Source organism: Bradyrhizobium sp. USDA 4510 (genome assembly GCF_054059095.1).
The window spans coordinates 6,982,627-6,995,000 of sequence record NZ_JBSSBT010000001.1 but is presented as its reverse complement, the minus strand read 5'-3'; the positions used below and the strand labels follow the sequence as shown (position 1 = coordinate 6,995,000).

Below are 12,374 nucleotides of genomic sequence, written 5' to 3'. Positions count from 1 at the left end.
ATCCGAAGATCGTCGGCCAGCTCGAGGGCATCGCCAAGAAGAACGGCTTCGCCAGCTATGACGAGTACAACAACGTCGTCGACAATATCTCGCTGGTGCTCGGCGGCTTCGATCCGCAGACCAAGAAATATGTCGGTCCCGAGGCCGTGCTGAAGGCGCAGATCGCCCAGGTCCAGGCCGACAAGAAGATGTCGGCCAAGGACAAGAAGGACGCGCTCGCCGACCTCAACGACGCCCTGAAGTCGCCGCCGCCTGCGGTCGAGAACAAGGGCAACATCGATCTCGTGACCAAGAGCTACGACAAGCTGATGGAAGAGTTCGGCGGCAGCGACGACAATTAATGCGTCGCATCGAATCAGGAATCGAATCAGGAAGAGAGCCCCGGAGACATTCTCCGGGGCCTTTTTTATTGTCTCGGAACGCGCCCGGCTCAAGATGACCGAAATAATAAGCGCTGCTCCAGCCCCGTCATTGCGAGCCAACGGGTCGCGCGAACGCGCGCCCGATGACAGGCTCCGCGAAGCAATCCATCTCATCGCAAGCGGAGAAATGGATTGCTTCGTCGCTATCGCTCCTCGCAATGACGGCAGTGTAAAGCCATCGTCCGGTTCAGGTGCGCGTGCGCATCCGCATCATGAAGCTGTCGAACGAGAGCTCGGCGACCTGCATCCAGGCCAGCGATTCGTTGCGATAAGCGGCCAGGCTCGCATGCATCCTGCCGAAATGCGGATTGCTCTTGGAAAGATCCGCGTAGATCTCGTTGGCCGCGTTGTAGCAGGCTTCCAGCACCTCCTGCGGGAATGGCCGCAACTGCGCGCCGGCCACGATCAGGCGCTTCAGCGCCGGCGGGTTGACCGCATCATATTTGCCGGTCACCCAGGTGAAGGTGTCCTCGGAGGCGGCCTGGATCGCGGCCTGATAGTGCTTCGGCAGCGCGTTCCACTTGTCCTTGTTCATCACATTGTGGCCCTGGCCGGTACCTTCCCACCAGCCGGGGTAGTAGTAGAACTTCGCGACCTTGACGAAGCCGAGCTTCTCGTCGTCATACGGCCCGACCCATTCAGCGGCGTCGATGGTGCCTTTTTCCAGCGCCGGATAGATGTCGCCGCCGGCGATCTGCTGCGGCACCCCGCCGACCTTGGCGATGATGGTGCCGGCGAAGCCGCCGACCCGGAATTTCAAGCCCTGGAAATCCGCCATCGACTTGATCTCCTTCCTGAACCAGCCGCCCATCTGGGCGCCGGTCGAGCCGGTCGGAATGCCGATGCAGTTGAATTCTGCGAGCAGATTGTTGAGCAGGTCGGTGCCGCCGCCCCATTGCAGCCAGGAAATGTGCTGGCGCGTGTTGAGGCCGAACGGCAGCGACGTGCCGAAGGTGAAGGCGGGATTCTTGCCCCAGTAATAATACAGCGCGGTGTTGCCCATCTCGACCGTGCCGTTGGAGACGGCGTCCAGCACCTGCAGGCCGGGGACGATCTCGCCGGCGGCGAACGGCTGGATCTGGAAGCGGTTGTCGGTGATCTCGGCGACGCGCTTGCAGAAGAATTCACACCCGCCATAGAGCGTATCGAGCGCCTTCGGCCAGCTCGCCGCGAGCCGCCACCTGACCTCCGGCATCGATTGCGCGACCGCGGGCGCGGCGACCGCCGTCGCAGCCAGCCCGACGCCGCCTGCCTTCAAGAATTCACGACGTTTCATGCGTATCCCTCCTGTGTGCCGATGCCTCGACAAGGGGAACGATCTTGGTGCCGTCTTTCTTCGCCGATCGATCGACGTTCTGTGATGAATGTGTCCGGTGGCCCTCGACGGGCTCTTGTTGTGGAAATCCGAGTTTCCGGTTCCGCCGGTCAGGATGATCGTTTGCCGGAGGAAATCAAGCGCCTGCCTTCGTTGCAGGTGCGAAGGGCAATCGGCGCTGTCGGTCTCATCCGATACCCGCCGCGATGGCTGCCGGCCCTGCCGCGATCTGCTACGCAGGGCGGGTGGGTTGATGGGAGTTCAAGGACATGGCCAACAAGAAGATCGTGGTTACCGGCGCAACCGGCCTCGTGGGCAACGCCGCCTTGCGACACTTCGGCGCATCCGACGATTGCGAGCGCATTGCGCTGTCGCGCCGCTTGCCACGCGATCTCTATGGCGCGCGGCATGTGCGAATCGATCTCACCAGCGCGGAGGATTGCCGTCGCGCCGCGGCGGAGCTCGGCGGCGCAACGCACCTGATCTACGCCGCGCTCTATGAGGCGCCCAGCCTGGTTGATGGCTGGCGCGATGCCGGCCAGATCGAAACCAACGACCGGATGCTGCGCAATTTGATGGGCGTGCTCGAACCCGTCGCGCCCGATCTCAAGCATGTCGCGCTGCTGCAGGGCACCAAGGCCTATGGCGTGCATGTCCGGCCGCTCACGGTGCCGGCACGCGAGGGCCGTTCGGAGATGTACGAGCAGCCGAATTTCTATTGGGCGCAGGAGAATTTCCTGCGCGAGCTGCAGCGGGGCAAGAGCTGGCACTGGAGCATCTTGCGCCCGGTCCTGATCATCGGCGAAGCCATGGGCGGCGCGATGGACCTGATCCCGCCGCTCGGCGTCTACGCGGCGGTGCTGCGCGCGCAGGGCAGGCCGCTGGATTATCCGGGCGGCGCGCCGCGCGTCGCGCAAGCGGTCGATGTCGATCTGCTGGCACGCGCGATCGCCTGGTCGGGTGACGCCGAGGCTGCGCGCAATGAAGCGTTCAACGTCACCAATGGCGACGTCTTCACCTGGCAAAATATCTGGCCGGCGGTCTCGGACGCGCTCGAGATGACGCCGGGCCGGCACGTGCCGCTGTCGCTGGCGCAGGAGTATCCGAAATGGATCGCGCCGTGGGACGAATTGCGCAGGACGCACGATCTGATCGCGCCCGGGCTGGAGGAGTTCGTCGGCCTGTCCTTCCAATATGCCGATTACAGCATGCGCTACGGACAGACTGAAGCTGGTCCGCCGTCGATCGTCTCGACGGTGAAGATCAACCAGGCCGGCTTCACCGAGATGATGGATACGGAAGCCATGTTCCGGAAGTGGTTCAGGCTGGCGAAGGCGAGCCGGCTGCTGCCGTAGTCATTGAGCCGCGCTCCATCTTCTCCCTCTCCCCGTTCTTACGGGGAGAGGGTTGGGGTGAGGGGCATCCATCCGGCGAGCACTTCGCCGCTTGTTGAGCAGTTTGCCTCGCCCCTCACCCGGATCACACCGGACGATGCTTCGCATCGCCGGGGCGATCCGACCTCTCCCCGCAAAGAGCGGGGAGAGGTGAAGGGCACACTCGCTCTTTCGGCGAGCGGAGCGACCGAAGACGTTACCGCGAAAACGCCTGCTCCATCGCCTTGCGCGTCTTGATCGTATCGTTGCTCTCGTCGACCTCGACATCGCTCCAGCGCACGACAGCGCCATGGGCGACGTCGCTCTTCAGCTTCACCCGATGGGCAAGCCCGATCGGCAATGCGCCGGCGGCGAGGCTGGCGGCGGCCGGCATCAGCTTGCCCCACACGGTGTAGCCGCCTTCGCCGTCGAGCGTCTCGCCGGCGCGCAGATTGCGCTTGGCCACCGCTGCGACGTCGCCGCGGAAGCCGCGCGGCTGCCCGGTCGGCTCGTTGCGCAGCGCTGCCGACAGCACGGAGATGTTCAGCTCGAGTCCGATCAGATGATACGGCTTGTACATCGCCGCATAGCGGCCGGAGGCGTCGGTCTTGAGGCCGTACTGCTTGAAGCAATCGGCGGCATAATCGTTGGGCGCCTCCAGCACCACATAGACGCCCCAGCGCAGATCGCGGAACACCGGACGGCCGTCGCGCTCCAGCGACGACACCACTTCGACGATGCCGGATTTCTCCAGCACGCCGCCCTTGTCGCGCGGCCGCATCACATGCGGCAGGTCGTCGACGCCGCAGGGCGGAAACAGCAATCCCTCCGACGGCACGTCGAGGGTGCAGGCGTTGGCGATCGCCGCCATCTCGATCGCGGATTTGGTGCCGTCGAGGAAGGAGTTGAACATCTGCGGATTCATGCCGGCGGATTGCGCCTCGCCGGCGGTGAGCCCGTAATGCTGCCACACACCGTCCGGCGTGACGTCGTGATAGGCCGGCAGGTACTTTGTGCCCTTGCCGGCGGCGACGACGCGGAAGCCTGTCGCGCGGGCCCAGTCGACCATCTCGGCTGTCAGCGCCGGCTGGTCGCCATAGGCCAGCGAATAGACCACGCCGGCCTTCCGTGCCTCCTCGGCGAGCAGCGGCCCCGCCAGCACATCGGCCTCGACATTGACCATCACGACATGCTTGCCGGCGGCAATCGCCGCGCGGGCATGGCGGATGCCGACGGCGGGATTGCCGGTCGCTTCCACCACGACATCGAATGCGCCGCCGGCGATCGCACGCGCGCCGTCGTCGGTGAAGGTGGTGGCGCTGATCCGCGCGTCGTCCCAGCCGACCGTGCGGCACGCCTCGCGGGCCCGGTCACGGTCGAGATCGACGATCACGGGCACCTCAAGCCCCGGCGTGTGCGGCACCTGCGACAGGAACATCGAGCCGAATTTTCCGGCGCCGATCAGGACGACGCGCACCGGCTTGCCGGCGGCGGCGCGGGTTTTGAGGAGGTGATGCAGGTTCATGATGCTTTCCAAACAAAAGGGTCGTTCCGGGGCGCGTGAAACGCGAACCCGGAACCTCGAGATTCCCCGATGCGCAACTGCGCATCTGCGGTTCGACGCTAACGCACCGCCCCGGAATGACGGTCGAAGACTTTACTCCGCCGCCTGCCGCGGTGCACGAGCGAGCCGCAGCAGCGCGTCGTCGGCGACGGTCTGGATCGGCGTGAAGTCGCGGTGCGCGATGTAGTCGGGCCGCGTCGGGGTGCGGATGTAATTCGAGACCGCGTTCAGCGTCAGGTAGACGATCTTGCGCGGGTAGGGAGTGATGTTGCCGCTCGATCCGTGCACCAGATTGCCGTGGAACATCAGCATGCCGCCGGGCTTGCCGGTCGGCGCGACGATGCCGCCCTGCTTCACGAGGCGGGTCACGGTTTCCTCGTCCAGCGTCCACAGCGGATAGGATGTGGTTTCGAGATCGTGCGAGGCTTTCAGATCGCCCGCGGTCTGGCTCTGCGGCACCAGCATCAAGGGGCCGTTGATCGGCATCACCTCGTCGAGGAAGATCGCGATGTTCATCGCGCGCGGCTCCGGCATGCCGTCATCGCGCTTCCAGGTGCCATAGTCCTGGTGCCACTGCCAGACGTCGCCGGTGAAGGCCGCTTTCGCGTTGATCTTGAACTGATGCATGTAGACCTTCTCACCGAACAGCTGCTCGATGGGGTCGATCATGCGCGGATGCGCGCCGAGGGTGCCGAACGCCTCATTGTAGAGATGCGCGGCGAAGGCCGTGCGCGGCGCGCCGCTCTTCTCGCGCCACACCTCGGGGCGGTTGGCGTCATAGATCGAGACTGCTTCGCGCGCGAGGAAGTCGACCTCTTCCTGGCTGAACAGCTCGGGCAGGAACAGCCAGCCTTCGCGATGGAAAAATTCGACCTGCTCTTGGGTCAGTTTCATGGTGCTTTCCTCCTGTTGTTATTGTCATTCCGGGGCGATGCGTGAGCATCGAACCCGGAATCTCGAGGTTCCCCGATGCGCAATTGCGCATCTGTGGTTCGGTGCTCCGCACTGCCCCGGAACGACGGCGTGAACGTCACGCCGCCACGTCGATTGCCCTCAGCTTCTCCTCGGTCATCCGTCCTGCCGTCTGCGCATGCGCCAGCGCCGCGGCTTCTGCCGCTGCGGCATTGCCGGAAAAAACATGCGCGGCGATGGTCTCGTGCTCGATCCAGGCGCTGCCGCGGTAATCGAGCTCGGCGAGCACGGTCGCCATCGAGCGGCGCATATGCGGCCATTGCGGCGCGATCATCTCCTCGATCGCGGAATTGCCGGCGAGGCGATAGATCGCGCTGTGGAAATCGACGTCGAGTGCGATCAGGCGCGCCAGCGGCGTGCCGTCGTCGATCGCGCGTCCGGCTTCGAGCGCGGCTTCGAGTTGCGCGCGTGCCGCGGCATCTTCCTTTACACGCGTAGCGGCAAGCCGTGCCGCCAGCGCATCGATGGCGCCGCGGACTTCATAGAGTTCGCGGATGCGCTGCGGATCGAGCTGCGTCACCTCGAAGCCGCGTTTGCCGCTCTCCGCGACAAGGCCCTGGCGATGCAACAGATGCAGGGCGTGCGAAATCGGCTGGCGCGAGACGCCGAGCCGATCGGCAAGTTCGTTCTGGGTGATGCGCTGGCCAGGCAGCAGCGTGCGGTCGATGATCGCTTCGAGCAATCGCCCGTAAACCTGGTCGATGAGGTTTGGAAGCGGGTCCAACGGGATCATACCGACCGTCCAGCTTTGGAATACGGAATTCTGTGTTCGAGAATGAGGTTACTGTGAGTTGGGGGAGCGGTCAAGGCTCCGGTTTGCGACCACGCTAAGCGATTGAGAATGGGCCGGTTTTTGACCGGGCCGCGCTGCGACAGCCGTCCCAACGTCGTGATGGCCGGCCGTCCGCGTCTTTTTTTATGTGGGACCAGAGACGCGGATGCCCGGGACAAGCCCGGGCATGACGAGTTTTTCGGAAACGCTACTTCGCCTTGCTCAGCTCCATCAGTATTCGCGTCATCAGATAGAGCCGCGGCACGATCGAATTGGTGTCGATGTATTCGTCGCGGGCGTGATAGCCCCAGCCGGCGAGGCCGAAGCTTTCGACCACGACCGCCTTGCCGCTGCGCGCGGCGTAGCCGGCGTCGGTCGCGCCGCCGGTCATTTCCGCGATGTCGAGCGTGCGCCCGAGCTCGGTGTAGATCGCCTGTCCCTGCCTGGCGAGCGCGCGGCCGCGATCATCGGCGACGAACGGCGGACGGCCCGCGACGACCTTCACGGTCACCTCGGTGTCCGCGATCAGTCTGTTCTTCACCTTCTCGTCGAGCGCGGCCTGCAGCTTTTGCACGCCGTCGGGAATGGTGAGGCGGATGTCGGCGCCGGCGGTGGCATGATCGGGGATCTGGTTGCGCACAGTGCCGGCCTTCGCGGTGGTCCAGTTCAGCTGCGTGCCCGGAATCGATTTCGCGATGTCCTGGGTCTGCAGCAATTGATGCGCGAGCTCGATCAGCGCGTTGCGGCCGAGCTGCGGCGCCGCGCCGGCATGCGAGGCCTTGCCTTTCACATCGATCGTGCCGGTGGCGGTGCCGCTGGCGCCGAGCAGCAGGCTTTCATTTTTCGCGACCGGCGGCGCCACCGTCGGCTCGCAGGACAGCACCACGTCGTGCTGGTCGGCGAGCTCTGCGATGATCTCGCCGGAGCCGATCGAGCCGACCTCCTCATCCGGATTGAACGACACCGTGAGCTTGGCGTAATCGCGCCAGCCCGCATCGTTCAGGATCTTGAGCGCATGCAGGATGACGGCGATGCCGCCCTTGTCGTCGGCAATGCCGGGTCCATAGATCCTGGTGCCGTCGATCTTGTAAGGCTGGGTGTCGAGGATGCCGTGCTCGTACACCGTGTCCATATGCGCGATCAGCATCAGCTTCTTCGTGCCGGTGCCCTCAAAGCTGCCGATCACCATGTCGGCGCCGGCGCCCTTCGTGGTCTTGCGCCGCTCGGTCTTGGCGCCGAGCGCCTTCAGCCGTGCCTCGGTGTAGTCGGCCATCTTCTTCAGGTCTTCGACATCGCTGGAGCCCGATTCGATCAGCACCATGTCGTGCAGGCTCTCGATCACGGCCGGCTGGGCCTGCTCGGCGGCCGCACGCAGCTTCTCGTCTGCGGCGGCAAGGGCGGAGGAGGAGGCAAGGGCGAGCAGGCCGGCCGACGCGAGCAATTTGATGGACAGTTTCATGATTGTCCTCCCTGCGCAGATGCAGGGAGACACTAGCATTGCGACTTGGCTGCCTCCAGCTGTGTCAGCTGCGCTCGAGCACCTCGACATCGAAGGTCTCGATCTCCGAGGCGTCGGCGGTCGCATCGATCGCCGCGATCCGGTCGCCTGAGATCGTGACCCGCAGCACGATGCGCAGCGCGCCGCCGAAGATGACGGCAACGCCGATCCCGCCGTCGACCAGCGCGGGCCTCGCCGCCTGCGCGCGTCCCTTGAAGCTTTCGGCCACCGCTGCGGCGCCGCGGATCACCGGCAGCGAGCCGAGCCGCTGCGCAGCCTGATCGGCGCGCACCACGACGTCGGGCGCCAGCACGGCCAGCAGCCCTTCGAAATCGCCGTTGCGGGATGCGGCAAGAAAGGCCTCGACGATGCTGCGCTGCCGGATGAGATCGGCATCCGGTGCGGGTGGCGCACCCTGCACGCGACGCCTGGCACGGCTGGCGAGCTGCCGCGCGGCGGCCGGCGTGCGGCCGACGATCGGCGCGATCTCCTCGAACGGCACCGCGAACATATCGTGCAGCACGAAAGCCAGCCGCTCGGCCGGCGCCAGCGTTTCCAGCACCACGAGCAGCGCGGCGCCGACGGAATCGGCCATCTCGGTCTCGCGCTCGGACGGATTGTCCGCGATCGGCTCCGGCACTTGTGGGCCGATCGGCTCCTCGCGGCGCGATTTGCGCGAGCGCAGCATGTCGAGACAGATGCGCGCGATCACCGTGGTCAGCCATCCCCCGAGATTGTCGACCGCAGCAGCGTCGGTGCGGCCGAGCCGCAGCCAGGTTTCCTGCACGGCATCGTCGACCTCGGCGGTCGAGCCCAGCATGCGGTAGGCCACGGCGCGCAAGCGCGGCCGGTTGGCCTCGAACTGTTCGGTGAGAGAATTTTTCTCGTCCATCGGTCACATTCCCTTAGTCCGCTCCGTCATGGCCATGACGAACGAAACTGCGCCGATGTGACAACAGATCGGCGCAGCGGCGTCAAAGGACAAATCAGGAGAATGACATGATGAAAGCCCGCATGAACCATCCGGTGATGGTTGTTCCCGAGGCCATGAAGGCGTTGCAGGCGCTGAGCGAGAGCACCAAGCCGGCATTGCCGGAAAAGCTGCTGGAACTGGTGCATCTGCGCGCCAGCCAGATCAATGGCTGCAGCGTCTGCGTCGACATGCACCCGAAGCTCGCCCGGCGTGCCGGCGAGACCGACGAGCGGCTGTTCGCGGTCGGTGCCTGGCGCGACGCGCCGTATTTCACCGAGGCCGAGCGCGCCGCGCTGGCGCTGACCGAAGCGGTGACCCGGCTCAGCGACCGCGAGGATCCGGTGACGGACGCGGTGTGGGACGAGGCGGCCAAGCACTTCGACGAGCAGCAGCTCGCGTCCCTGGTGCTGGGTATCGCGGCGATCAACGTCTGGAACCGGCTCAACGTCGCGGTGCGCCAGCCGGTCGGCGCCTGGAAGGTGTGAGAGAGTAGCTTTCTTACTTCGCCTCTCCCCTTGTGGGAGAGGCCGCCACCGATGCGTCGCATCGGTGGCGGGTGAGGGGTCTGCCTCCGCGGAGAGAACCCCTCACCCGGCACGATGCTGCTGCGCGCCATCGCGCCACCCTCTCCCACAAGGGGAGAGGGGGCATCGCTTACGCGGAGAGAAACTCCAGCACGATCTCGCAGTAGCGCTGCGGGGCCTGTTCGAACATCGGATGGGTAGTGCCCGGGATCATCTCGGTGCGCGAACCCTTCACATTGGCGGCGAGCGCGTGCAGCACCTTCGGCAGCATGCCCTTGGTGTTGGCGCCGCCGATGAACAGCGTCGGTGTCTTGATCGCTTCCGCGTCCGCCTTCGAAAATGGCGGGCGCTGGTCGCGGGTCTGGCCGATCAGCGTGGTCGCATTGTCGCGCAGCAGCTGCTTGGAGGTTGCCGGAATCCGCTTCCACGCGCCGGGGCCTTCGAGCGCGTCCATGAAGATCTGCAAGCCGCCGTCGATATCGCCCTTGGCGATTTCCGCCGCGCATGCCGCGAAGCGTGCTGCCAGCGGCGAGGGGCCCGGCTTGAAATCTGGATCGAGGGTCTCGTCGAGCTCGCCGCCCGGCTCGGCGAGGATCAGCTTGCGCAACAGGTCGGGCCGGCGCTGCGCGGCACGGAAGCAGATATGGCCGCCGCGGGAATGCCCCATCAGGTCGACCGGTCCGGTGTCGAAGGCCTCGATGAAACCGATCATATCGTCGACGTGCTGCGCGATCGAATAGGTGTCGCCGATGCCGTCCCAATGCGCCGGGAAGAAATGCCGCAGGCTGACCGCGATCACGCGGTGCCGCCGCGTCAGCGGGCCGAGCACCGCCGACCAGATCCGGAAGTCGCACAGCGAGCCGTGCACGCAGATCAGCGGCGGGCCCTCTCCGACATCGAGATAGGGCATGTCGAAACCGTTGACGTGGAGGCTGTGCATTTTGGGCTCGCGGAGAGGCAGGAGATGTTGTTGATTTGGCCGAAGTTCCCACGGAATTCGGGTGGATAGCAACATTCTCCAAGCCTAGATTCCGGATCAACAGCAGGCTCACGCGAGAGCTGAAGGGAACATCTGGAGCGAGCCATGACCGGCCAGCATTTTGCAATCTTCGAGACCATGATCGGCGCCTGTGGCGTCGTCTGGGGCGAGCACGGCGTCACCGGGGTGCAGCTGCCGATGGGCACCGAGGAGAAGACCCGCAAGCGGATCTTCCAGCGCAACGGCGAGGTCACCGAGGCGGCGCCGCCGGCCGAGGTGCAGCACGCGATCGACGGCATGATCGAGCTGCTCGCCGGCAAGCCGAACGACCTTGCCGACATTGTGCTCGATCTCGACGGCGTGCCGGAATTCAACCGCGGCGTCTACGACATCGCGCGGAAGATCCCGCCGGGCAAGACCGTAACCTATGGCGATATCGCCAAGCAGCTCGGCGGGGTCGAGCTGTCACGCGATGTCGGCCAGGCGCTCGGCCGCAACCCGTGCCCGATCGTGGTGCCTTGCCACCGCGTGCTGGCGGCGGGCAACAAGCCGGGCGGCTTCTCGGCCAATGGCGGCGTCGTCACCAAGCTGAAGATGCTGCAGATCGAAGGCGCGATCGTGAACCACACGCCGAGCTTGTTTGATTGAGGTGCACGCTCTTCTTATCCTCCCCTGGAGGGGAGGATCGGTTCGCATGAAATGCGAACCGAGGTGGGGTGAAGGTCTCTCGTAACGGGCGCTGCCCGCGTTGAGAGATCACCCCACCCCGTCTCACATTGCGCTGCGCCTGATGTGAGCCACCCAGAGAGCGAGCTACGCTCGTCTCGACCCCTCCAGGGGAGGGTGGCAGGGTGCGACTATCGCGAGTTTGGCTCACGTCACACCGTTTCGCACACAAACCCGCTGCCCTTCCGCCTGATCTTGCCAATCGACGGCGAGGGGAAATGCGCGGGGCAGCACAGCGTGTCGGTGTCGCAATAACGCTCCAGGAAGCCGCGCCGCGTCTTCGCGGCTTGCGCCTGGTCGACATCGAACTTCGCCGACAGCTCCGGATAATGCGTCTGGATCGGCGAGTGCATCAGATCGCCCGAAAAGACCGCAGCGTCCTTGCCGCGGCCGAAGGCGAAGGCGACGTGGCCCGGCGTGTGGCCGGGCGTCGGCAGGATGCGAGCATGGTCGCCGATCGCAAAGTCATGGCCGACGAGCTCGGCCCGCTTGGCCTCGACCACCGGCAGCACGCTGTCCACGAAAGGCGGGACCTCCGCCTTCGCGTTGCTCTCGGTCCAGTAGTCGAACTCGGCCTTGTCGAACACGTAGCGCGCGTTTGGAAAGGTCGGCACCCAGCGGCCGTTCTCCAGCCGCGTGTTCCAGCCGACGTGATCGACATGCAGATGCGTGCACATCACATAGTCGATGTCAGCGACCGAAAAGCCGGCTGACGCCAGACTGCGCAGATAGTTGTCGTCGGTCTTCATGTTCCATTTCGGCCGCGCCGGCCGCGGCTTGTCGTTGCCGATGCAGCTGTCGATCAGGATGGTGTGGTGCGGCGTCTTCACGACATAGGACTGGAACGCCAGGATCAAGGTGTCGCTGTCGTCGAGCGCACCCGCCGTTCTCATCCAGCCGCGGTTCTCGGCGAGCACGTCCGGCGTCAGTCCGGGCAGCATGTCGTGCGCGGGCAGGAACGTCGTCTCCTGCTCGACGATGCGATGAATGGTGAGATCGCCGGCGGCAAACTTCAGGCTCATGGTGCTTCCTTGGCGTTGGCGTTTTCGAGCGAAGTGGAGTCCGGTTCGCGCGAAGAAAACGCGAAAAAAGTCCCTAGTGCGCGTCGCGCACGGCGGGAATGATGATGTTGGCAAGGATATCCATTGCCGCAAGGCCTTCCTTGGGCTCGCCGTACCGGGCTGCCGCCGCCATCATCACAAGGTAGAGATCGCGACAATGACGGCGAGATATTGTCCGGTCGTGGTTGAGCCCGG

12 protein-coding genes (1 of these 12 running past the window's edge) are annotated in these 12,374 nt (G+C 65.1%); 4 read left to right on the top strand and 8 right to left on the bottom strand.

Features of this window, described 5'->3' with window-relative positions; all coding sequences use genetic code 11:
* Window positions 1–341 carry the 3' portion of a hypothetical protein gene (locus ACVMDN_RS32680; RefSeq protein ID WP_076827472.1) on the top strand. The gene continues 295 nt to the left of window position 1, outside the view, so the window shows 341 of its 636 coding nt (coding positions 296–636); its start codon lies beyond the left edge, outside the window; the stop codon is at window positions 339–341.
* Between the two features lie 268 nt (window positions 342–609).
* Here ACVMDN_RS32680 and ACVMDN_RS32675 read toward each other — a convergent pair whose 3' ends face one another.
* A complete protein-coding gene (locus ACVMDN_RS32675; protein WP_076827474.1) occupies window positions 610–1,698 on the bottom strand; it encodes a TRAP transporter substrate-binding protein in 1,089 nt (362 codons plus the stop codon).
* A gap of 308 nt (window positions 1,699–2,006) precedes the next feature.
* Here ACVMDN_RS32675 and ACVMDN_RS32670 point away from each other — a divergent pair, with 308 nt between their 5' ends.
* Complete coding sequence (locus ACVMDN_RS32670; protein ID WP_076827476.1) at window positions 2,007–3,092, top strand: NAD-dependent epimerase/dehydratase family protein; 1,086 nt, start codon at window positions 2,007–2,009, stop codon at window positions 3,090–3,092.
* A gap of 235 nt (window positions 3,093–3,327) precedes the next feature.
* Here the strand turns inward: ACVMDN_RS32670 and ACVMDN_RS32665 are convergent, their stop codons facing one another.
* The 5 genes from ACVMDN_RS32665 to ACVMDN_RS32645 all read right to left on the bottom strand — a co-directional run bounded on the left by ACVMDN_RS32665 (window position 3,328) and on the right by ACVMDN_RS32645 (window position 8,808).
* Entirely contained in the window at window positions 3,328–4,635 is a 1,308-nt protein-coding gene (locus tag ACVMDN_RS32665) for an NAD(P)H-dependent oxidoreductase (RefSeq protein ID WP_076827516.1), read from the bottom strand.
* Window positions 4,636–4,767: 132 nt separating this feature from the next.
* The gene (locus tag ACVMDN_RS32660; protein ID WP_050425629.1) at window positions 4,768–5,568 is read right to left on the bottom strand and encodes a phytanoyl-CoA dioxygenase family protein; all 801 of its coding nucleotides are present in this window, start codon (window positions 5,566–5,568) and stop codon (window positions 4,768–4,770) included.
* A gap of 136 nt (window positions 5,569–5,704) precedes the next feature.
* Entirely contained in the window at window positions 5,705–6,379 is a 675-nt protein-coding gene (locus ACVMDN_RS32655; RefSeq protein ID WP_141340952.1) for a GntR family transcriptional regulator, read from the bottom strand.
* Window positions 6,380–6,626: 247 nt separating this feature from the next.
* Window positions 6,627–7,877, bottom strand: coding sequence for a M20/M25/M40 family metallo-hydrolase (locus tag ACVMDN_RS32650; protein ID WP_076827480.1), 1,251 nt, complete (start codon window positions 7,875–7,877; stop codon window positions 6,627–6,629).
* Between the two features lie 64 nt (window positions 7,878–7,941).
* The gene (locus tag ACVMDN_RS32645; protein ID WP_076827482.1) at window positions 7,942–8,808 is read right to left on the bottom strand and encodes a sigma-70 family RNA polymerase sigma factor; all 867 of its coding nucleotides are present in this window, start codon (window positions 8,806–8,808) and stop codon (window positions 7,942–7,944) included.
* A 110-nt stretch (window positions 8,809–8,918) separates the two neighbouring features.
* On the opposite strand from ACVMDN_RS32645, the gene ACVMDN_RS32640 reads away from it, so the two are divergent.
* Complete coding sequence (locus ACVMDN_RS32640) at window positions 8,919–9,374, top strand: carboxymuconolactone decarboxylase family protein (protein ID WP_028341912.1); 456 nt, start codon at window positions 8,919–8,921, stop codon at window positions 9,372–9,374.
* Between the two features lie 169 nt (window positions 9,375–9,543).
* On the opposite strand, the gene ACVMDN_RS32635 is transcribed toward ACVMDN_RS32640, so the two are convergent.
* Window positions 9,544–10,353, bottom strand: coding sequence for an alpha/beta fold hydrolase (locus ACVMDN_RS32635; protein ID WP_076827483.1), 810 nt, complete (start codon window positions 10,351–10,353; stop codon window positions 9,544–9,546).
* A 144-nt stretch (window positions 10,354–10,497) separates the two neighbouring features.
* Here ACVMDN_RS32635 and ACVMDN_RS32630 point away from each other — a divergent pair, with 144 nt between their 5' ends.
* A complete protein-coding gene (locus ACVMDN_RS32630; protein WP_057017846.1) occupies window positions 10,498–11,040 on the top strand; it encodes a methylated-DNA--[protein]-cysteine S-methyltransferase in 543 nt (180 codons plus the stop codon).
* Window positions 11,041–11,270: 230 nt separating this feature from the next.
* Here the strand turns inward: ACVMDN_RS32630 and ACVMDN_RS32625 are convergent, their stop codons facing one another.
* Window positions 11,271–12,140 carry an MBL fold metallo-hydrolase gene (locus ACVMDN_RS32625; RefSeq protein WP_076827485.1) on the bottom strand — a complete coding sequence of 290 codons (870 nt, stop codon included), beginning with the start codon at window positions 12,138–12,140 and terminating at the stop codon, window positions 11,271–11,273.
* Window positions 12,141–12,374 lie beyond the last annotated feature (234 nt).

What these genes read in the sequence shown, in the direction of transcription:
- ACVMDN_RS32645 (WP_076827482.1), bottom strand. Translation starts at nt 8,808, where the DNA reads ATGGACGAGAAAAATTCTCTCACCGAACAGTTCGAGGCCAACCGGCCG.
- ACVMDN_RS32640 (WP_028341912.1), top strand. Translation starts at nt 8,919, where the DNA reads ATGAAAGCCCGCATGAACCATCCGGTGATGGTTGTTCCCGAGGCCATG.
- ACVMDN_RS32635 (WP_076827483.1), bottom strand. Translation starts at nt 10,353, where the DNA reads ATGCACAGCCTCCACGTCAACGGTTTCGACATGCCCTATCTCGATGTC.
- ACVMDN_RS32670 (WP_076827476.1), top strand. Translation starts at nt 2,007, where the DNA reads ATGGCCAACAAGAAGATCGTGGTTACCGGCGCAACCGGCCTCGTGGGC.
- ACVMDN_RS32675 (WP_076827474.1), bottom strand. Translation starts at nt 1,698, where the DNA reads ATGAAACGTCGTGAATTCTTGAAGGCAGGCGGCGTCGGGCTGGCTGCG.
- ACVMDN_RS32660 (WP_050425629.1), bottom strand. Translation starts at nt 5,568, where the DNA reads ATGAAACTGACCCAAGAGCAGGTCGAATTTTTCCATCGCGAAGGCTGG.
- ACVMDN_RS32655 (WP_141340952.1), bottom strand. Translation starts at nt 6,379, where the DNA reads ATGATCCCGTTGGACCCGCTTCCAAACCTCATCGACCAGGTTTACGGG.
- ACVMDN_RS32630 (WP_057017846.1), top strand. Translation starts at nt 10,498, where the DNA reads ATGACCGGCCAGCATTTTGCAATCTTCGAGACCATGATCGGCGCCTGT.
- ACVMDN_RS32665 (WP_076827516.1), bottom strand. Translation starts at nt 4,635, where the DNA reads ATGAACCTGCATCACCTCCTCAAAACCCGCGCCGCCGCCGGCAAGCCG.
- ACVMDN_RS32650 (WP_076827480.1), bottom strand. Translation starts at nt 7,877, where the DNA reads ATGAAACTGTCCATCAAATTGCTCGCGTCGGCCGGCCTGCTCGCCCTT.
- ACVMDN_RS32625 (WP_076827485.1), bottom strand. Translation starts at nt 12,140, where the DNA reads ATGAGCCTGAAGTTTGCCGCCGGCGATCTCACCATTCATCGCATCGTC.